Origin of the sequence: Nitratidesulfovibrio sp. D1 (assembly GCF_051133415.1) — a bacterium.
GTDB lineage: Bacteria > Desulfobacterota > Desulfovibrionia > Desulfovibrionales > Desulfovibrionaceae > Cupidesulfovibrio.
Genome location: NZ_JBPGNZ010000005.1, coordinates 136,376 through 161,115 on the forward strand (window position 1 = coordinate 136,376; position 24,740 = coordinate 161,115).

Consider the following 24,740-nt stretch of genomic DNA (forward strand, 5'->3'; position numbering starts at 1 on the left):
TTCGTTCCCGCGCCGGGCTTCCCTTTCACCGCCCCCGCCTGTAGACAGGTGATCGCATCCGGGGCGTGCCCGGCGCATCCGCCGGTACTCCCCGCCCCCTACCGCAACCAAAGGATTTCCATGTCCACGCCTTCATCCCGTTTTGCCCCGCTCCGCCGCGCCCTCGGCCTCGCCGCGTCCGTGGCCTGCATCTGCCTTGCGCTGGTGCTGCTGGCCGCGCCGCAGGCCCACGCCGCCGGTTTCTACGACCAGCCCCCCTTCGACAACGCCGAACTGACCCGCTTCATCGACGACTTTCCCCGCTTCCGCGACTGGGTGACGCGGACGACCGGCCCTGGAGACGCCCCCCACCCCACCGTGGGCGCGGACGGCCTGCCCGGCTTCGAGTATTCCCCCGCCGCAGCGGCGGAGCTTGAGCGCATGGGCTGGAAGCCGGAACGGTTCTTCTGCATCATGGGCCGCTCGGCTGCGGCGCTGGCCGACATCGAGGAAGGCGACGCGCTGGCCGGGGCCAACCGTCCCGCCGACATGCCGCAGGTATCGGCGGCGGAAACGGAACTGGTGCGCCGCCAACTGGCCTCGCTGCTGCGCGCCGTGCTGGGGGAATAACGGCGCAACGCGCCCCGCCGGAAGCTCGTCCGGCGGGGCGCGTCGTGCGTTCGGCCCGGCCCTCCCCTCGGGAGCGCGGGCGCGTTCCGGCACCGTGTGCCTGCATGCCACGGCGCTACATGGTGATCACCGCGTAGCCCTGCTCGATCCAGTCGGCCATGGCCGGGTGGCCGCTCATGTCGCCGATGAGTTCCAGGCCCGTGGCCTGCACTTCCTCGGCCATGCGTTGGGTGGCCGCGCAGGCCCTGCACGCCCCGGCGAACAGCCCGGCGTTGCGCGCCTTCTCGAACAGCGGACGCATGGTATGCCCGGTGCCCGCCACCACGGGCACGACCTTGATGGCCTGCCCTTCCACCACCACGCGCACGTCCCAGCCGCGCGCGTGCATGTCCAGCGCGTTCAGCAGCACGTGCACGAAACACGGCACCTCGCCCTGAACGGCATACAGCACGACCTTGTGCATGGCATCCTCCCTTGCTGTTCCCGCCGGGCCGACCGCCATCATGCGACCGGCCCGGCGGCGATCATTTCATCCAGAAGCCGTTTCCGGCTTACGTGTAGGACTGCATCAGCGCCCGCAACCCGTCCCTGTCCACGGGCTGGCGGCCCAGCGGCCCCTTTTGCAGCACCGGCAGGCTGGCGTCCAGCGTGGGCCTGTCGTTGCGGTAGATGACCCCGATGGGGATACGCTCACCGAACTCCTGCGCCACCTGCATGGCGGCTGCCCAGTCCGTGGGGTCGTAGTCTTCGGGCAGTTCCTGGCAGCGCTGCTTGTACCAGCCGAAGGTGTTGACCTTGTTGAACGACACGCACGGCGAGAACAGGTCCACCAGCGCGAAGCCCTTGTGACGGATGGCCAGTTGGATCATCTCCACCAAGTGCGGGATGTTGCCCGAAAACGAGCGCGCCACGAACGAGCACTTCATGGCCACGGCCACGGCGATGGGGTTGAACGGCGCGTTGCGCACCCCGTCGGGCTGGCTCTTGGTGATCTGCCCTTCCGGGGTGGTGGGGCTGGCCTGCCCCTTGGTCAGCCCGTAGATCTGGTTGTCGTGCACCAGCAGGGTCATGTCCACGTTGCGGCGGATGGCCGCCAGGAAGTGGTTGCCGCCCTCGCCGTAGTTGCAGCCGTCGCCGCTCTGGGCGATGACGGTCAGCTCCGGGTTGCACAGCTTGATGGCCTGCGCCGGGGGCAGGCCGCGCCCGTGCAGCCCGTTGAAGCCGTTGAGGTCGATGTAGTGCGGCGCCTTGGCCGCCTGGCCGATGCCCGAGACGTGCGCCACCTTGTTGGGGGCAAGGTCCAGCCCGGCCAGCGCCTGCCGCACGGCCTTCATCACGTCGTGGTTGCCACAGCCGGGGCACCACGCGGTCTTCTTGTATTCGCCGTAGACTTCGATATCCATGATCGCTCCTGGAAATTCCCTGTGAAATTCCGTTGTCCGGGCCGCCAGCGGGAAAAAGGCCGGGTTGCCTAGCCGAGGCGCTCCGCCAGCCACCCAGGCGTGAAGATGCGCCCGTCATAGCGCAGCAGCGTGCGCGACACCTCGAACCCGGTCTCCTGCCGCAGCAGGCGGGCGAACTGGCCCGTGGCGTTGCCTTCCACGCACACCACTTCCTTCGCCGCCTGAAGGGCGGGCAGGAACTGCGCGGGGTCCAGCGGCCAGACCTGGGTGAAGCTCATGACGCCCACCGTGCGGCCCCTGGCGCGCAACATCTCCGCCGCCTCGGCCACCGGCCCCTCGCTGGAGCCCCAGCAGACCAGCATCAGGTCGGGCTTGGCGTCGCCGGACACGCGCGGGGGGATGACCAGCTTATGCAGCCCTTCGCCCTTGCGCAGCCGCTTGTCGTTCATGGCGGTGCGCAGGTCCGCGTCCTCGGTGATGTTGCCCTGCTCGGTGTGCTCGTGGCAGTCGGCCAGCACCAGCGTTTCGGTGAAGCCGGGCACCTTGCGGGGCGAAACGCCGCTTTCGGTCAGCTCGTAGCGCTTGTAGCGCTTGAACTTCGGCCCGCCGCCGGGGCTGAAGTCCGGCTCGGCCACGGGGGGCAGCGCATCCAGGTCGAAGGGAACCACCGCGCGGTACGAGTCGGACAGGTACTGGTCGGTCAGCACGAAGACCGGCGTCTGGAAGCGCTCGGTCAGGTCGAAGGCCGCGTGGGTGAGGTGAAAGCAGTCCTCGATGGTGGCCGGGGCCAGTATGGCGCGGGGGAATTCGCCGTGGCCCGCGTACAGGGCCAGGTTCAGGTCGGCCTGTTCGGTGCGGGTGGGCAGGCCGGTGGCCGGGCCGGGCCGCTGGGCCAGCACGATGACCACCGGGGCCTCCATGACGCCCGCAAGGCTGACGCCTTCGGTCATCAGGGCGAAGCCCCCGCCGGAGGTGGGCACCAGCGCCTTGGCCCCGGCATAGGTGGCCCCCAGGGCCATGTTGATGGCGGCTATCTCGTCCTCGGCCTGTTCCACCACCACGCCCAGCTTGCGCCCCTTGGTGATGAGTTCCTGCGCCACCGAGGTGGCCGGGGTCATGGGGTAGAACGAGCAGAACTTCACGCCCGCCGCCAGCGCACCAAGGGCGATGGCCTCGTTGCCGTGCAGCATCATGCGGCCCTTGGCCCCCTTGGGCGCGGGCAACGCGGCGCAGCTGGCGCGGTGGGCTTCCGCCCATTTCCAGGCGTCGTCCAGCACCTTCATGTTCTGGCCCACCACCTCGTCGCCCTTCTTGCCGAAGGTTTCGCGCACCAGCCCTTCCATGGTGGGCCGGTCCACCCCCAGCAGCGAGCCCAGCACGCCCAGCGCGGCCACGTTCTCGAAGATGGGGCGCGGGGCCACGTCCTTGAACGGCACCGGCACGGCCCTGGCCCCTTCGGGGTCCAGCCCGGCGTCCAGGATGACGATGCCGCCCTCGGCCAGTTCGTGCTTGTGCAGGCTGACGGTCTCCTGGTTCAGGGCCACCAGCACGTCCATGGCGTCCGCCGGGGCGGCGATGGGCGCGTCGTGCACGCGGATGCTGTAGGTGTTGTGGCCGCCGCGCACGCGGGACATGTAGTCCTGCGACACCACGACCTCGTAGCCGCTGCGGATCAGGGCCTTGGTCAGCATCTGGCCGATGGTCACCAGACCCTGCCCGGCCTCGCCGCCGATGACGATGTTTCTGCCCGTGTGGCTCACGCCGCACCTCCTTGCTCTGTGTATGCCGTCTCGCGTTGTTCAGCGCCGCGCGCGGGGCGCATGCGCGGGCGGGCCGGGGCCGCCCCTGCGGGTCCCCCGCCCGATGCGGTTTCCGCCTAGGCCGTGGCGGCGGGCATGGTGAACACCCGCGCGGCCAGGTCCTTGTCCAGCAGCAGCATGCCCTGCCCTTCGCCGTTGACCAGCCGCAGCTTGTGCAGCAGGTCGTTCACGCTGTCCTCTTCCTCCACCTGTTCGGTGACGAACCATTGCAAGAAGATGTTGGTGGCGTGGTCGCGCTCTTCGATGGCCACGTTGACCAGGTCGTTGATGCGCGCGGTGACATGCCGCTCGTGCTCCAGGGTCTTCTGGAAGGCGTCCAGCACGCCGTCCCAGGACGAAGGCGGCGCGTCGACGGGTTGCAGGATCACCCGGCCGCCGCGCTCGTTGATGAAGTCGTAGAACTTCATGGCGTGGAACAGTTCTTCCTGCGCCTGCACCCGCATCCAGTTGGCGAAGCCTGCAAGGCCCATGTCCGCGAAGTAGGCGGACATGGAGAGGTACAGGTAGCTGGAGTACATTTCCCATTTCACCTGATCGTTCAGGGCCTGGTTCATGCGTTCGGAAAGCATCGCGGTCTCCTTGGAAATGAGCGGGAATCCGCCGGGGCGCCGGGCCGTTGGGCACCGGTTCACGCAATGACCGGCAGTATTTACCATAGTACACGAAGGACGGGTTTGCGCAAGGGGAAGGCGGCGGAAAGGGATTGCCCGTACGGGCGCGATGCGGTATGCCCCGCCTGCGCGGCCATGATGGCGCCCTCACTTCCACGCCGCGCCGCAAGGAGACCGCATGTACAGCATGAGCTACGGCTTCGGGCATGCCCGGACCGCCCAGACCACCATTCCCTGCCGCGCCTGCGGCACCGCGCTGCGCGTGGAGCGCACCTGCCACGAGGTGTTCCTGCGCTGCGCCACCTGCCGCACCACCCACACCGTGGGCGAATACGTGGACCAGATGGACGACGCGCTGGAATCGTTCATGGAGAACGTGTACTGCGACCGGACCTAGGCAAGCGGGGACGGCCCCCATCCGCCGGTCCGGCCGGACGCGCGAAAGGGGACGGAAGCCACGTGGCTTCCGTCCCCTTTCGCGTGCGTGGCCCTGACCGTACCGGTCGTCAGAAATAGCCCAGGGCATGCAGCGAGGCCAGCACGGCCTCCTTGTCGGCGGCGCGCCCGGCGCGTTCGCCGCCCGCGCCCTGCCCGGCGTCCCCCGCCATTTCCGGCGGCAGGGTGCACGGCATGCAGCCCAGCGAGCGGTAGCCCCGGCCGTACAGTTCGCAATGGGGCAGGCCAAGCTGCATGGTGGCGGCCCATACGTCCATCTCGGTGAAGTCCAGCACCGGGTGCACGCGCAGGTGGGGCGGCTCCGCCACCGGTTCGCGCGCGGGCCGCGCGGCCCGGTCGGGGTGCTCGTCGCGGCGGATGCCGGTGACCAGCACGGCCACGTCCAGACGGCGCAGGGCCAGCAGCAGCGGGGTCACCTTCAGGTCGCGGCAGCAGGCGGCCCGGTCCACGGCCACCGGGTAGCCGGGGGCGACATCCGGGCGGGCGATGTGCATCTCCACGCCCCACTCGTCGGCCAGCCGGTCGCGAAAGGCCAGCACTTCCGGAAACTTGCACCCCGTGTCCAGGTTCAGGGCCAGCGGGCGCGCGCCGGGCGCGCCGTCGCGCAGCACGCCGCGCCACAGCGTCAGCGCCAGCGTGGAATCCTTGCCGCCGGTCCAGGCCACGGCCACGCGGCGCGGGCCGTGCCGGTCCAGCACTTCGCGCAGCAGTTGGCGCGCCCCGTCAATCTTGGCATCAAGGCTCATGAATCCTCCATCCGGAAAAACCGGAGAGGCACGGTCTATCCCTTTCCCCGTGCCGGGGCAACACCGCCCGTTCCGCCGCCTCCACCGAAAAGGCATGCCGGGCATGCACGAAACCGCTTGACGATCCGCCCCCATCGGGCATATATGCCTTCTCTCGCTGCGCCGGTAGCTCAGTTGGATAGAGCAACAGGCTACGAACCTGTAGGTCGGAGGTTCGAATCCTTCCCGGCGCGCCAGCGAAAAATCCGGGCTTCGCAGGGCGTCACCACGCCAGCAGGTCCGGAAGTGTTCCGGAGACACGCGCCAGTAGCCCAGCTGGATAGAGCAACAGGCTACGAACCTGTAGGTCGGAGGTTCGAATCCTTCCTGGCGCGCCACTCAGGCATGCACCGGAACCATGCGACACGGCAGCCGCTTCCGTGGCGGGGCGCAAGCCCCGCGAAACAGCGCACCTTGCGCGCCAGTAGCCCAGCTGGATAGAGCAACAGGCTACGAACCTGTAGGTCGGAGGTTCGAATCCTTCCTGGCGCGCCATGCATGCAAGCCCCCGGAACACCGTTCCGGGGGCTTTTGCATTGCCGCCGTGCCCGCCCGCGCGCCGCCCCTTGCGGTCACGCAATCCGGTGCGGTTCGTGCCCGCGCATTTCGTGGCTTGACCACCATCCCGCGCCCGTCTAACAATACGCACACTCCGAACGTACGGCTTCTTCCGGCGGTTTCCGGTTCCGGCGGCCCTGCCGTCGCCTTTCGCGTCGTGTCCTCCCGTGCCGTACCCGGAAAGGCAGCCCCATGCACGCCTGTCCGCCCCGCACCCACCGCCATTTTCCGCCGGTCACGGCCACGAGGCTTGTTCTCGCGTCCGTGCTCTGGTGCCTGCTGGCCCTGCCCGTGCAGGTGCGCGCGGATGACGGCGCGGGGGCGCAGGCAGACTCCGCCGCCCCCCGCGAACTGGCCATCCTGGCCTTTCACCGCCCGCCCTACTACACTTTCGCCCACGGCGAGGCCGGGGGATTTCTCGTCGACGCCGTGCGCCGCGTGCTGGACGCCGCGCGCATCCCCTACCACGTCGCGGAAATGCCGCCCAAGCGCATTCTGGTGCGGCTGGAGCAGGACCCGGATGCCTACGCCTGCTCCCCCGGCTGGTACCGCACCCGCGAACGCGCGCAGTTCGCGCGGTTCAGCGCGCCCATCTACCGCAACCTGTCGCCGGTGGCCGTACTCCGCGTCGAGGCGGCGCACCGGACCGGCGGTGGGCGGGGGTTGGCCGCGCTGCTGGCCACCGGGCTGCGCATGGTGCTGCGCGGCGGCTTTTCGTACGGTCCGGCCCTGGACGATGCCCTGGCCCGGTCCCGCGCGCCCGTCTACCGCAGCACGGCCGACAACGCCGCCCTGCTGGAAATGCTGGCATCCGGCCGCTACGACATGACCCTGATGGAGCAGGAAGAAGCCACGGAACTGCTGCGCCGGTCCCCCCGGCTGTTTCAGGCGCTGGAACTGGTGCCCCTGGCCGGGCAGGATATCCTGGTGGGCCAGCCCCAGACCCGGCACCTGATGTGCGGGCGCGGCGTGGACGAGGCTACCCTGCGCCGCATCGACGACGCCATCGCCGAGGTGCTGGGCGACGTGACCGCCGCCCCCTGACCGGTTGCCGCCCGCGCGGATGCCCACCTGGACGGCCGCGCTCCATCGGGTGCCGGGCACCCCGCCCCCTGCGCGCGCCCCCGCGCCGCAGGCATCGTGTGTAATAATCATTCAGGGTCCGCCGTAATGGCGTCACCCTGCATCAGACACCCCTGTCCCGCCCAGCCGGAGGTCGCCATGGCCCTGCAACACGCCCGGCCCTTCCCCTTCAGGCCCACCCGCCGCCTGATTGCCGCCCTGCTGCTCGCGCTGGCCGTCTGCGCGGTTCCCGCGCGCGCGGGCCACGCGGCATCGCAGGCCGCCCCGCCATCCGCCCCGCGCGAGATCGCCGTCTACGTCTACCACCGTCCGCCGTTCTTCACGGTGACCCGCGAAAGGCAGGACGGCCCGCTGGTGGAAATGACCCTGGCCGTCCTGGAGCGCGCGGGGCTGAAGCCGCGCCTGGTCAGCAGCACCTTCACCGGCATCCTCGCCACATTCAGCGCCGGTGCGCCGTTCGCGTGCGCGCCGGGTATCTACCGCACGCCGGAACGGGAGGCGTACGCCCGGTTCCTTGGCCCGCTGTACGATCCGCTGCCGCCGGTGATCGTGGTGCGCCGCACCCACGCGGGGCTGGCCGCCTCCGCACGGTCCCTGGATTCGCTGCTGGCCGGGGGGCTGCGCGTGGTGCTGGGCGACGGCTACTGGTACGGCGACTGGCTGGCCTCCGCGCTGGCGCGCACGGGCACCTCGCCCGCCCGCACCCGCGAGGACAACGCGCGGATGCTGCGCGACATCGCCAGCGGCAGCTACGACATCACCTTCATGGGCCATGAAGAGGCCGCCCATCTGCTGCGCGCCCATCCCGACCTGGGCGCGGCCCTGACCCTGCGGCCGGTGCCGGGCACTCCCCCGGCCGAACCGCGCTACCTGATGGTGGCCAGGGGCGTGGACGCCGCCACCGCCCAACGCATCGAAGCCGCCCTGCGTGAAGTGTCCAACACCCCGCGTTACCGAGAACTGGTGCAGTCGCTGCGCAAGGAATGAGCCGGGACGGCCTTCCCCCGCGCCCGGTTCCGGACGAAGAAAAAAAGGACGCCCCGGCCTGCCGGGGCGTCCTTGTCATTGCCATCTGTCGGCCATGCGCAGCGCGGGCACGCGCCGGGCGCTACTGCTTGGGGGCTTCCGCCGGCGCGGCCGGGGCTTCCGCTTCCATGCGCTTGAAGGTGATGTTCAGCTTGTTGAGTTCGGCCACGATGTTGCCGGTGACGTCGGCGCTGGGACCGGCGGAGAGCACGTTGTCGTTGCCCACGATGACGTCGAGGCCGTTCTTTTCGCGGTAGGTGTCCAGCACCTTCTGCAGATTTTCGTTCAGGACGGAGATGACCTGCTGCTGTTCGGCGCCCATGCGCTTCTGGTAGTCGGCGAAGGCTTCCTGGAACTTGCGCTTGTTGTCGTCGCTCTGGTCCTGCTGCAACGATTCCTGCATCTGGTTGAGCTGGTTCTGCATTTCCTCGTGCAGCGTTTCGAGGTGCTTCACCCCGGCCTTGCCCGCCTCGCTTTCCTGGTAGACGCGGGCGGTGTTCACCACGGCGATGCCGCCGGACTTGGGCTGGTTGCACCCGGCAAGCGCCACAATGGCGGCAAGGGCCAGCAGTACGAGGGCATATCTTTTCATGAACGACTCCTGTGTTCGGAACGGTTGGCCCCGCGCGGGGGCGACCACGGACGGTAATGCCGTGCCCGCCGGGCATGGCGGCGCGCCGGTCGGCGCGACCATCCCCCATTACGCCCTTTCGGTTCGCAACACAACGCCACGAGGCGGGTCCGGACCGTGCGGCCCCCTGAAGGACGATCCGGGAACAGCCGTTAGTGGACGGACGAAAAGTTCTCCAGCGAGGCAAGCACCTTGTCCACGTACTTGCGCGATTCGTCGGCCGGCATGTGGCGCACCAGCTTGTCGTACACCTGCTGGGTGGTCATGGCGTTGATCTGGGCCACGGCCTTGTCGCGGTCGGCGTCGAACACGCGCAGCAGGGCGTTGGGGCCGCCGTTGTAGGCGGCGATGACGCACAGTTCGCGGGTGGCCGGGTTGGCGATGTCGGGAAAGTGCCGGTTGGACAGCAGGTGCAGGTACACCGTGCCGTACCGGATGTTGGTGCCGGGGTCGAACAGGGCGTCGCGCGGCGGCTGGCCGGGCGTGCCGTGCAGGTAGGCGTGCACCTCGCCCCCGGCGGTTTCCGGCACGATCTGCATCAGCCCCAGGGCCTGCGCCGGGCTGACCGCGTTGGGGTTGAACCCGCTCTCGGCGTGCATGATGGCCAGCACCAGGCGCGGGGAAAGGTTGTAGCGCCGGGCGTAGCGGTCCACCATGTCGCGGTACTGGCGGGCGCGCAGCAGCATCTGTTCGGGCGTGGCGGCCGCCAGCATCTCGCGCGAGGCGCCTCCGTAGGCCGGCCGGCGCACCCCGGCCACGGCGGAACGCCGGGTGGCGGCGCATTCCCTGGCCAGCAGCCGGGACGTTTCGCCGCGCGTCCAGCGCAACGGACGCCCGGCCTGGTCCAGCGCCTCGCCGTAGAAGGCGGGCTCGGCAACCAGGGTGGGCTGCATGGGGTCTCCCGGACGGCCGCCATCGACGCGCAAGGGGTCCAGCCCCGGCAGGATCATGGGCGACGCATCGGCCATGGCGTCCACGGTGCGGTGCCCGTCCACGGTGGACACGGCCACGCCGCCCCCGACAAAGCTGATCGGGGACACCGGGTGGAGGGGGGAGAATTCTTCCAGCACGCCATCGGCCAGCACGGCCATGGCGGCCCCGTCAGCCTGATTTGCAAGATCTGCCGGACTGGCAGGATCTGCCGGATTGGCCGGGTTGATCACGGCGGGGGCATCGCCGGGCCGGGCCACGGCGGCGCGCATGCGCCACTGCTCACCCTCGGCCACGGGACGTTCGATGGCGGGCCTGGCGCGTAGCACCCTGTCGCTCAGCGGAGCGCGCACGAACGGGCTGCCCGCGTCGGGCACGAACCCGGCCACCAGGCCGAGCACGCCCACCGCCAGCGCCGCCGCAGCCAACAGGCCGCCGTATGCCGTGCGTTTCCGCTTCACCCACCATCCTCCGTTGCCGACGGCATTCGGCGTACCCGGCCTGCCCAACGCGACCGGGCTGCCCGGCGCGCCCGCATCCCTGCATGCCGCCCTGTGATCCGTGTTCCGTGACTGCGCCATGCCCCGGCAAAAAGCAAATTCCGCGCCAAGGGCCGTGCGATTCGCGCCCGCCAAAGCCCGGCCGGGTCGGCCTTCCGCCGAAACCGGGCCGGGCATGCGCCGCAGTCGGAAACCCGACGCCGCGTTTCGCCCAGCATAGGGGGTGATGGCCCGGCGGGCAAGCACTACGGCCATGTTCCGGGCGGCTGCTCCGTTTCACCCCACGACGCCGGACAGCCGGACTGCCCCCCCCAAACGCAACGGGCCGCCACTCCGATACGGGAGCGGCGGCCCGGAAGCCTATCCTTGTCCTGTATCTACAATCCTTTGCGCTCGAACCACCGGAACAGCAGCACCGCGCCCGCCGCCAACGGCACGATGACCACCCAGTGGTTCACCCCCAGCACCTGCGGCAGGGTGATCTTGCCGAAATCGCCCCAGGTCAGCAGGGTGGTCTTCATGGCCGGGTAGGCTTCGGCGTACAGGGCCGCGCCGCACAGGCTGCCCAGGATGCCCCACAGGGCGTCCCAGCGGCCTTCGCCCAGCGCCCCCAGCGAGGTGCCGGGGCAGTAGCCCAGCAGACCCCAGCCCAGCCCGAAGGCCAGCCCGCCGACAACGTTGCCGCCAAGCACCAACGGCTTCACCGACAGCTTCGCCAGTTCCAGGTCCACCAGCAGGTACACGCCCACCATGGCCACCACCACGGTGGAGAGCATGAACTTGACGATGGTCATGTCGCGCAGGCGCAGCGCGCCCAACTGCCGGTCATGGCGCAGCACTTCGGAGCGTTGCAGGAATATCCCGAACAGGATGCCCGTGACCAGTCCGTACGTAAGGTCCATGGCTATCTCCCCCGGTACAGGATGCGCGCCATCACCAGCCCGCCCGCGAAGAAGCAGGCCAGAGCCACGAAGCCGCTCACCGAAAGCTGAAGCGAACCGCTCAGCCCGTGTCCGCTGGGGCAGCCGTCGGCAAGGCGCGCGCCGAACATGGCCAGCACGCCGCCGCAGAAGGCCGCCACGCCGCGCCGCAGCCTGGACGGGCCGAACCGTTCCGCCCAGCCCGGCGGCACCCCCTGCCAGCGGAAGGTGCCCGAGGCCAGCGACGCCAGCAGCGCCCCCACGAATATCCCGGCCACGAACATCCACTGCCAGTCCACCTTGGGCGCTTCCTTGACGAAATACTCCAGCACGGCCACGCGCTCGGGCGAAAACACCCGCTCCACGAAGCCCGCCGAACGGACAAAGGTGGTGGACGCGCCGAAGAACTTGCCCGTCACCCACACCGACGCCACCACCAGAAGGCCGCTCAGCGCGCCGCCCACGTAGGGGCTCCACGGCCTGCGGCCCGGATTCACGGTACCCTGTGCATTCATGAACGCCTCCCTGAGGTTTGGCGCATGGTACATCACAGGTGAGTATGTGACAACTGACGTGACGCATTTCGCGCGGCACGTGACGCCCCGGCAGGCGGGACCGGCGGCGGGCCTGAAGAGCGGAGGGAGAGGGGAACGGGCAAGCTGGCGGCGGGGTGGAAGGATACCGGAGGCGGACAGCGCGCGCCGTGGCGGCCCGCCCTACTCCGCGCCCTCGCCGCGCAGGAAGGCGGCGGCCAGCGTGGCCATGGCGTCGAGGTCGTCGGGCCTGACCCAGCGGATGCGCCTGTCGGCCCGGAACCACGTCAGTTGCCGCTTGGCGTAGGCGCGGGTGTTGCGCAGCCACAGCAGCCGGGCCTCGGCCAGGGTCAGTTCGCCGGTAAGGTGGCGGTACAGTTCGGCGCAGCCGATGCCCGACCAGCCCGGCGCGGCCGGGTCGTCGCACAGGGCGCGGGCCGCGCGCGCCTCGTCCAGCGCGCCCGCCTCCAGCATGAGGCCGATGCGCCGGTCCAGCCGGGGCGTCAACTCGTCCAGGCTCATGTCCATGCCCAGGCGCAGCGCCGCGAAGCGCGGCGGCGGCACGGGCCGGGCGTGCCACCACGACAGGGTGCGCCCGGTGCCTTCGTGCACCTCCAGCGCGCGCACGGTGCGCTGCCGGTCATTGGGGTGGATGCGCGCGGCGTACTCCGGGTCGATGGCCGCCAGCCGGGCATGCAGCGCGGGCGCGCCCAGGTCGTCGCATTGGCGCTCCAGCCGCGCGCCGATGGCCGGGTCCACGCGGGGGATGTCGGCTATGCCGTCCAGCAGGGTCTTCAGGTACAGCCCGGTGCCGCCCACCAGCAGCGGCAGCAGCCCGTCACGGCGCGATTCGTCCCGGCGCAGGTCGTCCCGGCGCAGGGTCTCGATGGCCGCCGTGGCCTTGTCGGTCCACACGCCCGCGCTGATCTTTTCCGTGCTGGGCAGAAAGCCGTACAGCAGGTGGGGGCACACCGCGCGTTCCTCCGGCGAGGGCTGTGCGGTGATGACGGGGAAGTCGCGGTAGACCTGCCGCGAATCGGCGTTGACCACCCCGCCCCCGAAGGTGCGCGCCAGATGCAGCGCCGCCGCCGTCTTGCCCGCCCCCGTGGGGCCGACCAGGCAGATCACGCGGATGGGGGCGTCGGCGTCACGCGGCGTATGCGAAACAGAAGAACCGGTCACGGCCACAGTCTTCAAAACGTGGGGGCCATGGGCGGCGTCCCCCCGCCGTAGCCCTCGTCGTCGGGGCCAAGGCAGCCGTTGCCTTCGGCGCTATTGCCCCCGCGCGGCAGGAAGCCTCCGTTGCCCAGGCCCGCCCCGAAGGCGGAACCCGCCGCACCGGTTCCCCCTATTCCCCCTATTCCCCCTATTCCAAGGTCGATGTCGTCGCCCAGCGGATAGGGGTAGCCGTACTTCTCGCGCAGCTTGCGGTAGATGTTTTCCGGCACCAGGCCCTTGATGTCGCCGCCCAGGCTGGCCGCCGCCTTGATGATGGTGGAGCTGATGTACAGCCACTGGTAGTCCGTCATCAGAAACACGGTCTGGATGTGCCGCTTGAGCTTGCGGTTCATCAGGGCCAGCTGGAATTCGTACTCGAAGTCGGACACCGCGCGCAGCCCGCGCAGGATCACGTTGGCCCCGCGCCGCTCCACGTAGTCCACCAGCAGGCCGGTGAACGGCTCCACGGTGATGGCGGGATGCCCGGCGAACACCTCTTCCGCCATGCGCACCCGCTCGTCCAGCGAGAACAGCGGCGTCTTCGGCGTGTCGGCGGCCACGGCCACCACCACGTTGTCGAAGATCTGGCAGCCCCGGCGGATGAGGCTGACGTGCCCGTTGGTCAGCGGGTCGAAGGTGCCGGGGTAGATGGCAAGACGCCCTACCCGTTCTCGCGCGTCGTCCATAGCACGATCCTCGTCTGTCCGTAGGTCCGGTCCACGATGGGCACGAGCGCCGCGTTTTCCCGTTCCGGGTCCAGCGGCAGGCGCGCTTCCACTTCCACGGCCACGATGGCCCCGTCGGCCAGCCAGCCGTTGCGCACCGCGTTGCGCAGCGTGGGCGACAACTGCCCCTCGCCGTAGGGCGGGTCTATGAACACCACGTCGAAGGTGGTGCGCGCCCGGCGCGCCAGCAGCTTGTTGCAGTCTTCCTGCACCACCTGCCAGCGCTCCGGGGCGATGCCCAGCGTTTGCGCGTTCCTGCGGATGAGTTCCGCCGCCTTGGGGGCGGCCTCGACGAACCACGCCTCGGCCGCGCCCCGGCTCAGCGCCTCGAAGGCCAGGCTGCCGCTGCCCGCGTACAGGTCCAGCACGCGCAGGCCGGGCCAGACCACCCCGCGCGATTCCAGCATGGAAAAGAGCGACTCGCGCACCTTGCCCATGGCGGGCCGGTAGCCCGGTCCTTCGGCCGTCTTCAGCACGCGGCCGCCGTATTCACCTGCGATGATGCGCATGTATCTCCTGAACCAGATAAACGTTCAGCCAGCTAGACCTGCGAAAGCAGACTCAGGATTTCCCTGTTCAGGTCGGCCATCCGGTCGCGGATGTCCACCTGCTCCACCCACGGGCGCTTTTCCACCCCGGCCAGACGCTGGCGCAGCATGGCCACCTTGGCCTCGGTGTCGCCCAGCAGGAATTCCCAGTCCACGCGCGGGTGGGCGCGGCTTTCGTCGGGCGCGGTAAGCATGGTGCGGCCCGGCTTCAGCGTCACCTCTTCCATGTAGGTGGGCACGTGCACGGTAAGACCGTAGCGCTCGTGCAGCTTTTCCGAAAGGGTGGTCTGGGCCTTTTCTTCGCCGTGCACCAGAAACACTTCCATGTCCTTGTGCTGGAAGGCCCCCACCCAGTCGAGCAGGTGGCTTTGCCCGGCGTGGGCCGAAAACCCGCCGATGGTGAACACCCTGGCGTTCACCGCCACGTCTTCGTTGAACAGGCGGATGGTCTGGGCGCCGTCCACGATCTTGCGGCCCGGCGTGCCCACGCCCTGGTAGCCCACGAACACGATGGACGCCCCCTGCCGCCACAGGTTGTGGCGCAGGTGGTGCTTGATGCGCCCGGCGTTGCACATGCCGCTGGCGGAAATGATCACCGCCGAACCCTTCATGCCGTTGAGCGCCTGCGATTCCTGGCTGCTCAGGGTGTAGCGCAGGTTGGGCAGGCTCAGCGGATCTTCGCCGCGCGCGTAGGCGGCCTTCAGGTCGTCGTCGTAGAAGCGGGGGTGCTTGCGGAAGATTTCCGTGGCGCGGATGGCCAGCGGGCTGTCGATGTACACCGGCATGTCGGCGGGCAGTTTGCCGTCCTGCCACAGCATGTGCAGGGTGTACAGCACCTGCTGGGTGCGCTCCACCGCAAAGGCGGGAATGATCACCTTTTCGCCAAGGCCGTGGCTGTAGGCGATGGCTTCCGCCAGTTCGGCGCGGCTGTTCTCGGAGTTCTTGTGGTCGCGGTCGCCGTAGGTGGACTCCATGAACAGGTAGTCCGGCCGGGCGGGGTGGTCCGGGTCGTTGACGATGAGCTGGTTGGGCCGCCCAAGGTCGCCGGAGAACACCAGCCGCGTGGGGGTGCCGTTTTCCGTCACCTCGATTTCGAGGAACGCGGAACCCAGGATGTGCCCGGCGTCCTTGTAGGTGACGCGGATGCCCGGCGCGGGCTCGAACGGGGCGTTGTATTCCACGGGGCGCAGCCTGCGCACGGCGTTCTGGGCGTCGGCCATGGTGTACAGGGGGTCCACCGGCTTGCGCCTGCCGAAGCGGCTTTGCTTGCGGGTTTCCCACTCCGCTTCCATTTCCTGGATGTGCGCGGAATCCTGCAACATGATGTCCATCAGGTCGCGCGTGGGCGGGGTGCAGTAGATGTCGCCCTTGAAGCCTTCGCGCGTCATGCGCGGCAGAAGGCCGGTGTGGTCGATGTGGGCGTGGGTGACGAGAAAGAAGGCGATGTCGCCGGGGCGGTAGATCTCCGTATCGACGTTGCGCTTTTCGATTTCGGAGTTGCCCTGGTGCATGCCGCAGTCGATGGCGAAGCGGGCGCCGTTGGCTTCCAGCATGTAGCACGAGCCGGTGACGGTCTGCGCGGCTCCCAGAAACTGTATGTTCATGCCGTTCCTCTGGTTCCGGTGAGTGGTGAAGGGCGCGGATGGCGTACGATGCGGAGATGCCGGAAGCGCCGTTGGATACGTTAGGGGTGCGTTCGGATGTGCCGGGCATGCGGGGGTACCGGTCATGCGGGGCACGCATGGGCGCACGTGCCGCGCAACGGCGCGAAGGCACGGAATTCGCTGGCCGGGGGTTCTCTCGGCCGGGGGATGATTCCCCGGCACGCCAACCCGCGAACGATTCCCGAGCGTTGCGCAGGCTGCGCGGAATCCGTATAGTGCGCAAAACTCAAGGAGTGTGCAATGGGTTCTTCCAAGCAGTACGTGATTGACAGCCTGTCCATAAAGGAGTCGTGGCGGCTCTTCAAGATAATGGCCGAACTGGTGGACGGATTCGAGACGCTGAGCGACCTGGACCGCTGCGTGTCCATCTTCGGGTCCGCGCGGGTGAAGCCGGACAGCCCCCTGTACATGGAAACCGAGACCATTGCCCGCAAACTGGTGGAGGCCGGGTACGGCGTGATCACCGGCGGCGGCCCCGGCCTGATGGAAGCGGGTAACAAGGGCGCCCATGAAGCGGGCGGCACGTCCGTGGGCCTGCACATCCATCTGCCCATGGAACAGGGCGCCAACCAGTACGTGAAGACGCGCTGCGACTTCCGCTACTTCTTCGTGCGCAAGCTGATGTTCATCAAGTACGCCATGGCCTACGTGGTCATGCCCGGCGGAGTGGGCACGCTGGACGAACTGACCGAAGCCTTCGTGCTGACGCAGACCCACCGCATCAAGCCGTTCCCCATCGTGCTGTACAAGAGCGACTACTGGAACGGCCTGCTGGACTGGATTCGCGACAAGATGGTCTCGTACGACTTCATCCGCGAAGAGGAAATGGACCTCGTCACCGTGCTGGACACCCCCGAGCAGGTGGTGGCGTATATCAAGAAGCACGTGATCATCTAGGGGCGGCTGGCGGGGGCTTGCGGGCTCCCGCCGCGCCGGGGATGCAACGGAGCACCGGCCCGGCCACCTGATGGCAACCGGGCCGGACCGTTTTCGGAGCAGTATCGTGACCGACGACGCCTTCATCCTGCCGCCCTACGCCCTGCGCGGACCGGCCGGCCCCGTGCCCCCCGCCCCGCCCGGCTGGACGTGGGACGCGCTGATGGACGCCGCCCTTGCACAGGCCCGCAAGGCCGCGGACCTTGGCGAGGTGCCCGTGGGCGCGGTGGTGGCGGACCGGGCGGGGCGCATCATCGGCGCGGGGCACAACAGCCCCGTGGCCACGCACGACCCGTCCGCCCACGCCGAAATGGCGGCCCTGCGCGAGGCATGCCGCAACACCGGCAACTACCGGCTGGATGGCGCGGTGCTGGTGGTGACGCTGGAACCCTGCCTGATGTGCGCCGGGGCCATGGTGCACGCCCGCGTGGCGGGCGTGGTGTACGGCGCGCCCGACCTGAAGGCCGGGGCCGTTACCTCCTGCCTCGACGCGCTGGACCAGCCCTTCCATAACCACCGGGTGTGGCACATGGGGCACGTGCGGGCGGCGGAGTGCGGCGCGCTGTTGCAGGAGTTTTTCCGGGAGCGAAGGTAACGGCAGCGGGGAGCCTGGCACCTGCTATCCACCAACCTACCAAGACTGTAGCATCAAGCAAGGGCCAGCAGAATAGAGCAAGGGATCTGAAGGCGCATTTTTTCCAACAATGAAGCGACAAGCCCATCTCGATTCAGGTGCGGGGAACAACTGTATATTCCCTGGCACGAGCCAACGTCTTTCTGGAAATCCCGATATACCAAGCGGTCATGCGCTTGTCCCATTTCCGGCATTCAACAAACGCCTTCCAATCAAACTCATAGATGGCATTCAATGCCCATTCGCTGGTCATTCTGACAAGCAGGATATATTCAAAAAGCTGTTTGTCTCGGTCGACAGGATCGGGATAAATTGTCCCCGTTTTTTTTGCATTGCAGACGGTCTTGATCGAATAGCGTTCACCCCGCCTGGACAGCGCATCCACATTGGCTGTGCCTGGAGGAGCAAGAATCAAGTTAGGGCAGCCCGGCGTCGCGTTGAAGTAAGCGATTGCGAGTTGCTCGCCCATCTGGCCGATTGTAAAAGCAATTTTCCGTCGTCGCATCTCGACATCGACCGCCGCGCGCAGCCGAACAAGATCAGCGTCGGAAAGCTCCGGCAAACTGCTGGTTGGCGGCGGGGCGAAGACCGATAACGTGCTCATGCCATATTCTCCGGCACGCCCGCCGCGGGAGTCGCCCCGGAAATGTGACAGAGAGTTTCACTCGAACTGAAAGGGGATTTCAGAAAGCCACTGCACCGGCTCAGAAGCATTTCCAGAGGGATACGCCCCGGCCCTTTGAGGGCACATTCCCAGATGACAACTACCCGCCAGCCTTCGTGAAGTAGTGCCGTAATCGCCGCCGCATCACGCATCCGGTTATTCTCGATCTTCTTCTGCCAGAATTCTGTGCGCGTCGCGGGAAGCTTGAACAGGACGCAGTCATGTCCGTGCCAGAAACAACCGTGCACAAAAAGGCACGTCCTATATCCTGTAAACACGACGTCGGGGCTGCCGGGAAGATCGCGCCGGTGCAAGCGGAATCGGAAACCCATTTTATGAAGGCCGCGCCGGATCAGCAATTCCGGTCGGGTATCACGACCGTGTATGCGGCTCATGTTCAGGCGACGCTGCTCCGGGGTCAGAACATCCGCCATTTCACTTCGCCGATTTGGTTGGACGCCCGCGCTTGCGCGGTGCGCTTGTATTTTCTGCCGGGCTGGCTTTTTCCGCAGGCTTACGCCGGTTCCTGTTTATCGTGGCCATAGAGGCAGCCACTTTCTGGCGGGTGGACGCACTGGCATCAGGCCTCCAGGCTTCAGCCTGATCGAAAAAATCCTCATCGCCGATCTCCGAAGCGAGAAGATCGCTGTCCATCCTGATGCGAACCGGAAGCGGGAACCTGACGACTTGACCGCTGACAATGCCTTGGCCAGGTCCAAAGCCCGGTATCATGTGCGCATCGGATTCTGTCAGGTTTTCCATAATTGAGCGAACAAAGTTCTGGTCGCGCGGGTTAACGAGTCGGAGAATCAGGAACGAGTTGCACTGCGAGACAATCGTCTCATCCAGGCGGCTGGGGCGTTGAGAAATCAGCATCAGGCCAGTACCAAACTTCCGTCCCTCCGTTATGATTCGCCGGATCACAGGCAGCGACACGGCATCCTGCGTTCCTTCACGGGCAGAGGGAATGAATGTGTGCGCTTCCTCCACAACTGTCATGAACGGCGCAATACGATTCGTTAGATTTGCGCGGAATTCAAACAACGTTTCCAGCGTGATCGCGGCTATGGAACATTGCGTGATATGGTCATAGCCGCCCAGATACAGAATTGAGACCTGCCCTGGCTGGATCACTTCCTCCGGCTGACTAAATGGATTTGGCAGAGGCTCAAACGGTAACTCTTTCAGCTTGCTGCTTTTGCGCATCATGCTACTGGTGTTCCGCATACCTGAAAGCCGATCTCTAACGATGCGGAGCGATCGCCTGACGGCGTATATCGTCGGAACCTGCCGCTGATTAGCCGCGCCAGCTGCATCCCTCTCTGCCTTGGCGATCAGTCTTTCGATGTAGTCAATCGCAGATTCGCCTTCGTTGGCGGGCAGGCTATTGAATACCGTGCGCAGATAGTCCGACTGGGGCTCTGACAAGCCATTCGTCATCTGAGCGATAACCTTCTCAATCAGGGCCTCGCCCGCCTTCTGCATCAGCAATTCGGGATAGAAGAGTCTGATCCTGCAACCTGGCGCTTCCTGCTGAAGCATATCCTTACATTTAGCTAGCCCCACATAGTCACCGTGAGGGTCAAGGATAAGAAGCGGATAGCAGAGCGCGATGAGTTCGCGGATGATGCGGCGGGATGCGACGGTCTTGCCTCCGCCGGTCATGGCAAGGATTGCGAGATGCCGTGCCACCAGACGAGGTGCGGACAGCGTCACTTCAACATCACTCCGCGCAATCAGCGAGCCGATTAAGGCTCTACGCTCCTCCTCCCTGCCACCGACAAGAAGCTGGCGAACGATTTCCGCCGGGGGATGCCACACAGAGGATGCAGGCTTTACGGGATAGGTGAGCGGCGACAGACTGGAAAACTGGTCTTCCGGGGTCGTTCCGAGGATCAACCCCACCGCCTCAAGCTGGTCGCGCGTATCAGAAAGAACCGTATCCTCAAGTGAGATGCCTTCGCCAGCAATCTCTTGCGCCGCCTCGAACGGAAAGAACGGATTGAAGCGCCGGATGTCCGTGATGCGCGCCCAAACATAGACGCTTGTCGTCTGAGTATATCCATGATCCGGCACTTCCATACGGAGCGCGACGATATCGCCGACTCTTGCCTGGAGATGCTTCAAGATGAAGGTAAATTCAACCGTACCGGCGTTTCCGACAACCGTTCCTATCTTTCGCCAACCATTATCCTGTTCTGTCACGATACTAAAGCCCCCTCAGCCCGCATAGTTTAGCGGAATATTCCCGGCCGGAGCAAAAAGTCGCGCCCCGAACCGCACAGCATTCTCCGAAGTGCATCAAAGAGCCTGCTGTCACCATTATCCAGCGCCACTCGCATGGCGCGGACAGCAGTATGCGTATTGACCGGACGACTCATCCAGTCGGGAATGCGCGCAAACTTGTCTACAATATCTAGCCCAACGGGAAATGCATACCGTGGCAGAAGAAGTGAGCAGTGCATGACAAGGGATGCAATATTATTGAACTTGGGTAGGTCTTTCCTGAATAGCTCCACCCGGACAGGAGAGTTCCACTCGGTTGATTGAATATATGATACAACTGGTTTCGGATACTGAAGGATTTTATCTTTCCAGGCATCTGGTGCCCGGCGTTCCTCATTGCGGTCAACCTCGACAGGACGCAATGCCTCTCCCGGCTCAAGCACGCAGCGAAAAAGCAGAGAATCGGTAATCCGTTGCCCTTCAAAATCGTCGTCACCGGAAGGATCGATCGCATTGCGAAACCATCGCCTCCATTCACCCGGAGGAATGGGAAGCAGGTCACGGATCAGATCATCGGTAAGGCTGGCGAGCACTGCTCGGCAGACTGTTGTGGTCGTACTTTCTCGCTCGATCACGCCGCATACCACGGCATCGGACGACGCCAGCAGATCAAGCTGCCGGAGATGCACACTGATGAAATTGCGATCTCTGCCTTCGCGTTGTGGCTCATCCGGCGGGAGAAATTCGCGCAATGCGGAATCGGAGAAATCCGGGAAGTGGTGGCGTGGGCGCCCGTCCTGCATCACATCGGTGTATCGGGAAACAGGATTGACTAGCGCGCCGTGCAGCAGCAGCCACCGGATATCGGGATGTTCTGCAAGAAGCCGGACAGCACCAGCTGCTTCTATGGTGATCCTTACTGCATCCCGGAGGGCTCCGATATCTGGAAAAGTATCCGTATAGACACCTCCTTCAGCGTGCGCGTAAAGTTCGTCGATAAGGTGTTTGAGGACAAAAAAGTCTTCCCGCTCCGGCCCTTCCATGCCGGGCACCACCGTATAAGCGCCCACGCGCGCGGCAATCGGTGCAGAACCGAGCATAGAGAGATTGGCAAGGCCTCCATCCACGAAGCCGGTACGCTGCCCTCTCATGGATGGCCAGAACGCGCCATGATTGCGCTCTATGGCCACAATCCGATCTGTTGCGAGAAGAACGCTACGCAATTGTGAGGCAAGCTGATCGACCGTCTCCATGAAACGGAGCTGGGCCGGTGCTGAAAGGTCGCCTGCCACTTTCAGCATGCGCTCAAGGATATGAGGGCTGCGAAGTTTATCCCTGATGGTTTTTGGGCGGCGCTGTGCATCAGTGTCATCGGTCGGCATCGGCGGGACGGCGCGCGGCGTCTGATTTTCCAGTTCCCATTTTGACGGGGCTGCTGCCTCCCACCGCATGGGCGGACAATGTTCCGCCAGTCCCGAAAAGCGACTGTCGCCCTCATCGAACGCCGCCATGCTGCCTTCCAGGTGCCGTTCGACGATAGCCGCCACGCCAGCGTGAACGACTTGGTGTCTGGTCTTAGAAATGAAGAAAATGCTTACTGGGTGCGAGCCGTCATTGCTGGCGCACGTCCGGATCAGGATAAAATCCTTGCTGTCCAGCTCAGCAAAAGCATCACCCTCGATCTTCCTGCCACCCAGCCGCCAGTTTTTTCCGCTTTTTCCCAGACGGCGTGGAGCGCGGACCACTGTGCTACCGTAAACACAGATGCAGTTCAGGTCAGCGCCGCCGTTCTCGAAGAGATCCGACGATAAAAGACGGCGGGCAATGTCGGAATTGATGTTGATGGCCCGCTGCTTGCTCGTTGCAGAAGCGCGATGCGCTGCGAACAGGCCAAGCTCGGATTCAGCCAACGAGCGTACAACGATGATTTCTTGCGCCTCCTTGGCCGTCACACCTTATCTCCTGACCACCACAACTTCCCTTACAGGAAGCGCGAGTCCGTCATTTATCTGCTTAAGCAGCTCAAGCCCGATAGCTTTTGCGAGCAAAGGAGGGACGGCATTCCCAATCTGTCGGAAGGCCGGGTTCATCGTACCACTAAAAATAAAACCATCGGGGAAGGATTGCAGCCTTGCGGCTTCCCGGACGGAGATTGTCCGAGCTTGTGTGCTGTCATAGTGAATATGACTGTAGCTGTCCTTTCCCAGATGAGCCATCAACGTACGCGCTGGTCTTTCGGCCTCCATCTTTCGCCACTTATTCGGAAACTTTGTATGATCATATGGCGGAACGATACTGGCACGAAGCTCCTTCCAGGCTTTTGATCCTTTTCGGGGTTTCGCTCCGTTGGTATGAAGCCGTGCAAGCTCTTCCGCAAACATCGCCTCAGCTGTCTGGTAAGCCTGCGGATACTGATCCCCGGGAGACAGACGCGCAAACAGCTTATAGTCCCGCGGCAGATAGCGGATGACATGATCGCGTAGTCGATCAGGCGCACGGAAGCCCGGCCAATCTCGCATCAGGCGGCCATATTCAGACACAGCATCCACCTGCGGATAGGGCAAGGGTTTATCGAAGCGCCTCGCCCCACGCTTCAGATTTCCGTTCTGCATCTCACTGAGGGCGTGGATAGCAGGAAGATCTTCAAGCGCCTGCTGTGCGGTTACCGCATGGGGCAGTTCGTCGTCGGCATCCGGTATGGGATGCCAGTAACTATCAGGCCCATGGGTATCGCTGTTGGCAAGCAGCTTCAGCGCCACAGCCCGCGTGCCTTCATAACCTGCAGGCAGATCGATTTGATGTGAAGGCGCAGGGAAGCAAACTCTGTCTGCGATCTCTGCACGAATGGCAATCAGGAAAGCTCGTTCACGCATTTGCGGAACACCATAGAGCGCGGCATTCAGAAGGGTGTATCCACAGATGTATCCTTCAGCAGCCAAAACCTCGCAGATCTCGTGCGCAATGTTGTGCCCGCCGAAGTTCAGCATATCAGGTACATTTTCCATCACGACGGCAAGCGGCGCGCAAGCCTTCACATACTCGATATATTCGATATAAAGCCGCGCCCTCGGATCATGGCGGAACGCTTCGGGATGATCTGCCACTTCGCGCAGCTTAGACCGGCCGACGCGTGCGAACGCCTGACACGGTGGCCCGCCGACGATTATATCGAAGGTGGATTCTGGCTTTCCAAGGCCGAGGTCGGCGGTGAGCTTATCCGGCGGCGTGGTCGTTATATCCCTCGCCTGAGCGAAGCGCCCATCTTCGGGATGGAAATTTACTCCGTGGGAACGCGCTGCCTCTGCGTCGAATTCAACGGCTGCCACAATCTCACAGCCTGCCGCCTGGAAGCCAAGCGAAAGGCCGCCACAGCCTGCAAAAAGATCAAGAACGCGCGGCTTAGCTCCCGCACGCAGACGCGCGATCTTCTGCCGGACGATTTGAATCCTGGCGAAGTCGACCACACTCACGACCCGGGGGGCTGAACAACCAGACCGGCTCATCTCGCCCTGCCTTCGGAGCAGTGCTCGCGGAACATATTAACCAAAGGGGAGAACGCCTCTTGGGCCAAATGCACACGCGTCAGCCATGCGATGAGCAAACTCTTCTTATACCCGCGCTGCTCACTACACGAAGCAAAACGCCTTGCCTCCCCCGGGGCGGAAAGGACTGGAATTTTAACTAGATGGATTGGCGCAGCAAATAGATAACACATAGTTTCGTCTACCAATTAGATGCGGTAAACTCAATAAAAATGCGCGCCATTGTGCAAAAATCCTTGCGCTTCGGTGCCGCACTTCCATTTACGGTACCGGACCACCCTCTACCCTGCATTAACAAGCGACGTACTGGGGCAAATAGAAGCCTGCCGACAACCGTCCGATATGGCCGCCGTTGGCCACGCAATCGTCGCACGGAACAGTCGTCTGCAGCACGAGCATGATGCTTCCACAATGTAACACACCTACAAAGTTATGTATATATTTTGGCCGGGCGCTACCAGCCAAGAGGCGGTCCCGCCCCCCACGCAATACGCCAGCGCCTGCGCCCCGCTGTCTTTTTGGGGGCTTGCTTTCCCTCCGGAAATTTCCTAAAAGGTCACTCCGCCACGGGCAAGCCCCGGTTGGCACGCGGAGAGGTAGCGAAGTGGCCGTAACGCGCTCGACTCGAAATCGAGTTATCGGTTAGTAGCCGGTACGTGGGTTCGAATCCCACCCTCTCCGCCATATTTCAAGGGTTTGGACGCAGTCCGGCCCCTTC

23 protein-coding genes, 4 tRNA genes and 1 pseudogene are annotated in these 24,740 nt (G+C 65.3%); 10 read left to right on the forward strand and 18 right to left on the reverse strand.

Features of this window, described 5'->3' with window-relative positions:
* Positions 1-120: 120 nt before the first annotated feature.
* Complete coding sequence (locus ACR4XJ_RS11205; RefSeq protein WP_434755300.1) at positions 121-609, forward strand: hypothetical protein; 489 nt, start codon at positions 121-123, stop codon at positions 607-609.
* A gap of 115 nt (positions 610-724) precedes the next feature.
* On the opposite strand, the gene ACR4XJ_RS11210 is transcribed toward ACR4XJ_RS11205, so the two are convergent.
* The 4 genes from ACR4XJ_RS11210 to ACR4XJ_RS11225 form a co-directional block, all read right to left on the reverse strand.
* A complete protein-coding gene (locus ACR4XJ_RS11210) occupies positions 725-1,072 on the reverse strand; it encodes a cytoplasmic protein (protein WP_434755301.1) in 348 nt (115 codons plus the stop codon).
* Between the two features lie 88 nt (positions 1,073-1,160).
* A complete protein-coding gene (locus tag ACR4XJ_RS11215; protein WP_434755302.1) occupies positions 1,161-2,012 on the reverse strand; it encodes a 2-oxoacid:ferredoxin oxidoreductase subunit beta in 852 nt (283 codons plus the stop codon).
* A gap of 68 nt (positions 2,013-2,080) precedes the next feature.
* Positions 2,081-3,772, reverse strand: coding sequence for a 2-oxoacid:acceptor oxidoreductase subunit alpha (locus ACR4XJ_RS11220; RefSeq protein ID WP_434755303.1), 1,692 nt, complete (start codon positions 3,770-3,772; stop codon positions 2,081-2,083).
* Between the two features lie 116 nt (positions 3,773-3,888).
* Entirely contained in the window at positions 3,889-4,401 is a 513-nt protein-coding gene (locus tag ACR4XJ_RS11225; RefSeq protein ID WP_434755304.1) for a ferritin, read from the reverse strand.
* 220 nt (positions 4,402-4,621) lie between these two features.
* Between ACR4XJ_RS11225 and ACR4XJ_RS11230 the strand changes: the two genes are divergently transcribed.
* Positions 4,622-4,840, forward strand: a complete 219-nt coding sequence (locus ACR4XJ_RS11230; protein ID WP_434755305.1) for a dual CXXC motif small (seleno)protein — start codon at positions 4,622-4,624, stop codon at positions 4,838-4,840.
* Between the two features lie 109 nt (positions 4,841-4,949).
* Here ACR4XJ_RS11230 and ACR4XJ_RS11235 read toward each other — a convergent pair whose 3' ends face one another.
* Positions 4,950-5,645: a phosphoadenosine phosphosulfate reductase family protein gene (locus ACR4XJ_RS11235; RefSeq protein ID WP_434755306.1), complete on the reverse strand. Its 696-nt coding sequence runs from the start codon at positions 5,643-5,645 to the stop codon at positions 4,950-4,952.
* A gap of 159 nt (positions 5,646-5,804) precedes the next feature.
* On the opposite strand from ACR4XJ_RS11235, the gene ACR4XJ_RS11240 reads away from it, so the two are divergent.
* From ACR4XJ_RS11240 to ACR4XJ_RS11260, 5 genes are all read left to right on the forward strand, one after another.
* Positions 5,805-5,881 (forward strand) — tRNA-Arg (locus ACR4XJ_RS11240).
* Positions 5,882-5,945: 64 nt separating this feature from the next.
* Positions 5,946-6,022: transfer RNA gene (locus ACR4XJ_RS11245), tRNA-Arg, on the forward strand.
* Positions 6,023-6,102: 80 nt separating this feature from the next.
* Positions 6,103-6,179, forward strand: a tRNA-Arg gene (locus tag ACR4XJ_RS11250).
* Between the two features lie 255 nt (positions 6,180-6,434).
* Positions 6,435-7,286 carry a substrate-binding periplasmic protein gene (locus ACR4XJ_RS11255; protein ID WP_434755307.1) on the forward strand — a complete coding sequence of 284 codons (852 nt, stop codon included), beginning with the start codon at positions 6,435-6,437 and terminating at the stop codon, positions 7,284-7,286.
* A 177-nt stretch (positions 7,287-7,463) separates the two neighbouring features.
* Positions 7,464-8,312, forward strand: a complete 849-nt coding sequence (locus tag ACR4XJ_RS11260; RefSeq protein WP_434755308.1) for a substrate-binding periplasmic protein — start codon at positions 7,464-7,466, stop codon at positions 8,310-8,312.
* A 121-nt stretch (positions 8,313-8,433) separates the two neighbouring features.
* Here the strand turns inward: ACR4XJ_RS11260 and ACR4XJ_RS11265 are convergent, their stop codons facing one another.
* The 8 genes and pseudogenes from ACR4XJ_RS11265 to ACR4XJ_RS11300 form a co-directional block, all read right to left on the reverse strand.
* Positions 8,434-8,943, reverse strand: coding sequence for an OmpH family outer membrane protein (locus ACR4XJ_RS11265; RefSeq protein ID WP_434755309.1), 510 nt, complete (start codon positions 8,941-8,943; stop codon positions 8,434-8,436).
* 191 nt (positions 8,944-9,134) lie between these two features.
* Positions 9,135-10,373, reverse strand: coding sequence for a transglycosylase SLT domain-containing protein (locus ACR4XJ_RS11270; protein WP_434755310.1), 1,239 nt, complete (start codon positions 10,371-10,373; stop codon positions 9,135-9,137).
* A gap of 416 nt (positions 10,374-10,789) precedes the next feature.
* Entirely contained in the window at positions 10,790-11,314 is a 525-nt protein-coding gene (locus tag ACR4XJ_RS11275) for a DUF6691 family protein (RefSeq protein ID WP_434755311.1), read from the reverse strand.
* Positions 11,315-11,316: 2 nt separating this feature from the next.
* A complete protein-coding gene (locus tag ACR4XJ_RS11280; protein ID WP_434755312.1) occupies positions 11,317-11,847 on the reverse strand; it encodes a YeeE/YedE thiosulfate transporter family protein in 531 nt (176 codons plus the stop codon).
* Between the two features lie 201 nt (positions 11,848-12,048).
* On the reverse strand, positions 12,049-12,999 hold the full coding sequence (gene miaA / locus ACR4XJ_RS11285; protein WP_434755590.1) for a tRNA (adenosine(37)-N6)-dimethylallyltransferase MiaA: 951 nt from the start codon (positions 12,997-12,999) through the stop codon (positions 12,049-12,051).
* Positions 13,000-13,238: 239 nt separating this feature from the next.
* A pseudogene (coaD, locus tag ACR4XJ_RS11290) lies at positions 13,239-13,769 on the reverse strand (pantetheine-phosphate adenylyltransferase); the annotation flags it as partial.
* Positions 13,745-14,317, reverse strand: a complete 573-nt coding sequence (gene rsmD, locus ACR4XJ_RS11295; RefSeq protein ID WP_434755313.1) for a 16S rRNA (guanine(966)-N(2))-methyltransferase RsmD — start codon at positions 14,315-14,317, stop codon at positions 13,745-13,747. The gene rsmD and the pseudogene coaD, both read right to left, overlap by 25 nt.
* 32 nt (positions 14,318-14,349) lie before the next feature.
* Positions 14,350-15,960, reverse strand: a complete 1,611-nt coding sequence (locus tag ACR4XJ_RS11300; protein WP_434755314.1) for an MBL fold metallo-hydrolase RNA specificity domain-containing protein — start codon at positions 15,958-15,960, stop codon at positions 14,350-14,352.
* A gap of 300 nt (positions 15,961-16,260) precedes the next feature.
* On the opposite strand from ACR4XJ_RS11300, the gene ACR4XJ_RS11305 reads away from it, so the two are divergent.
* Together ACR4XJ_RS11305 and tadA are read left to right on the forward strand one after the other, a co-directional pair.
* Positions 16,261-16,917: a TIGR00730 family Rossman fold protein gene (locus tag ACR4XJ_RS11305; RefSeq protein WP_434755315.1), complete on the forward strand. Its 657-nt coding sequence runs from the start codon at positions 16,261-16,263 to the stop codon at positions 16,915-16,917.
* 202 nt (positions 16,918-17,119) lie between these two features.
* Positions 17,120-17,551 carry a tRNA adenosine(34) deaminase TadA gene (gene tadA, locus ACR4XJ_RS11310; RefSeq protein ID WP_434755591.1) on the forward strand — a complete coding sequence of 144 codons (432 nt, stop codon included), beginning with the start codon at positions 17,120-17,122 and terminating at the stop codon, positions 17,549-17,551.
* 133 nt (positions 17,552-17,684) lie between these two features.
* Here tadA and ACR4XJ_RS11315 read toward each other — a convergent pair whose 3' ends face one another.
* From ACR4XJ_RS11315 to ACR4XJ_RS11335, 5 genes are read right to left on the reverse strand one after another with little or no spacing between them, the layout of a single operon-like run.
* Positions 17,685-18,194, reverse strand: a complete 510-nt coding sequence (locus ACR4XJ_RS11315) for a hypothetical protein (protein WP_434755316.1) — start codon at positions 18,192-18,194, stop codon at positions 17,685-17,687.
* Entirely contained in the window at positions 18,191-18,688 is a 498-nt protein-coding gene (locus tag ACR4XJ_RS11320) for a very short patch repair endonuclease (RefSeq protein WP_434755317.1), read from the reverse strand. The genes ACR4XJ_RS11315 and ACR4XJ_RS11320 overlap by 4 nt, the downstream gene beginning before the upstream one ends.
* A 1-nt stretch (position 18,689) precedes the next feature.
* A complete protein-coding gene (locus ACR4XJ_RS11325) occupies positions 18,690-20,459 on the reverse strand; it encodes an ATP-binding protein (protein WP_434755318.1) in 1,770 nt (589 codons plus the stop codon).
* Positions 20,460-20,488: 29 nt separating this feature from the next.
* The gene (locus ACR4XJ_RS11330; protein WP_434755319.1) at positions 20,489-22,432 is read right to left on the reverse strand and encodes a DNA double-strand break repair nuclease NurA; all 1,944 of its coding nucleotides are present in this window, start codon (positions 22,430-22,432) and stop codon (positions 20,489-20,491) included.
* Between the two features lie 3 nt (positions 22,433-22,435).
* The gene (locus ACR4XJ_RS11335) at positions 22,436-23,944 is read right to left on the reverse strand and encodes a DNA cytosine methyltransferase (RefSeq protein ID WP_434755320.1); all 1,509 of its coding nucleotides are present in this window, start codon (positions 23,942-23,944) and stop codon (positions 22,436-22,438) included.
* A gap of 668 nt (positions 23,945-24,612) precedes the next feature.
* On the opposite strand from ACR4XJ_RS11335, the gene ACR4XJ_RS11340 reads away from it, so the two are divergent.
* A tRNA-Ser gene (locus ACR4XJ_RS11340) sits at positions 24,613-24,706 on the forward strand.
* Positions 24,707-24,740 lie beyond the last annotated feature (34 nt).

Excerpts from the sequence above, each read along its gene's own strand:
- ACR4XJ_RS11215 (WP_434755302.1), bottom strand. The coding sequence starts at position 2,012 with ATGGATATCGAAGTCTACGGCGAATACAAGAAGACCGCGTGGTGCCCC.
- ACR4XJ_RS11255 (WP_434755307.1), top strand. The coding sequence starts at position 6,435 with ATGCACGCCTGTCCGCCCCGCACCCACCGCCATTTTCCGCCGGTCACG.
- ACR4XJ_RS11260 (WP_434755308.1), top strand. The coding sequence starts at position 7,464 with ATGGCCCTGCAACACGCCCGGCCCTTCCCCTTCAGGCCCACCCGCCGC.
- tadA (WP_434755591.1), top strand. The coding sequence starts at position 17,120 with ATGGACGCCGCCCTTGCACAGGCCCGCAAGGCCGCGGACCTTGGCGAG.
- ACR4XJ_RS11305 (WP_434755315.1), top strand. The coding sequence starts at position 16,261 with ATGGGTTCTTCCAAGCAGTACGTGATTGACAGCCTGTCCATAAAGGAG.
- ACR4XJ_RS11320 (WP_434755317.1), bottom strand. The coding sequence starts at position 18,688 with ATGGCGGATGTTCTGACCCCGGAGCAGCGTCGCCTGAACATGAGCCGC.
- ACR4XJ_RS11280 (WP_434755312.1), bottom strand. The coding sequence starts at position 11,847 with ATGAATGCACAGGGTACCGTGAATCCGGGCCGCAGGCCGTGGAGCCCC.
- ACR4XJ_RS11315 (WP_434755316.1), bottom strand. The coding sequence starts at position 18,194 with ATGAGCACGTTATCGGTCTTCGCCCCGCCGCCAACCAGCAGTTTGCCG.
- ACR4XJ_RS11235 (WP_434755306.1), bottom strand. The coding sequence starts at position 5,645 with ATGAGCCTTGATGCCAAGATTGACGGGGCGCGCCAACTGCTGCGCGAA.
- rsmD (WP_434755313.1), bottom strand. The coding sequence starts at position 14,317 with ATGCGCATCATCGCAGGTGAATACGGCGGCCGCGTGCTGAAGACGGCC.
- ACR4XJ_RS11210 (WP_434755301.1), bottom strand. The coding sequence starts at position 1,072 with ATGCACAAGGTCGTGCTGTATGCCGTTCAGGGCGAGGTGCCGTGTTTC.
- ACR4XJ_RS11300 (WP_434755314.1), bottom strand. The coding sequence starts at position 15,960 with ATGAACATACAGTTTCTGGGAGCCGCGCAGACCGTCACCGGCTCGTGC.
- ACR4XJ_RS11275 (WP_434755311.1), bottom strand. The coding sequence starts at position 11,314 with ATGGACCTTACGTACGGACTGGTCACGGGCATCCTGTTCGGGATATTC.
- ACR4XJ_RS11230 (WP_434755305.1), top strand. The coding sequence starts at position 4,622 with ATGTACAGCATGAGCTACGGCTTCGGGCATGCCCGGACCGCCCAGACC.
- ACR4XJ_RS11225 (WP_434755304.1), bottom strand. The coding sequence starts at position 4,401 with ATGCTTTCCGAACGCATGAACCAGGCCCTGAACGATCAGGTGAAATGG.
- ACR4XJ_RS11265 (WP_434755309.1), bottom strand. The coding sequence starts at position 8,943 with ATGAAAAGATATGCCCTCGTACTGCTGGCCCTTGCCGCCATTGTGGCG.
- ACR4XJ_RS11205 (WP_434755300.1), top strand. The coding sequence starts at position 121 with ATGTCCACGCCTTCATCCCGTTTTGCCCCGCTCCGCCGCGCCCTCGGC.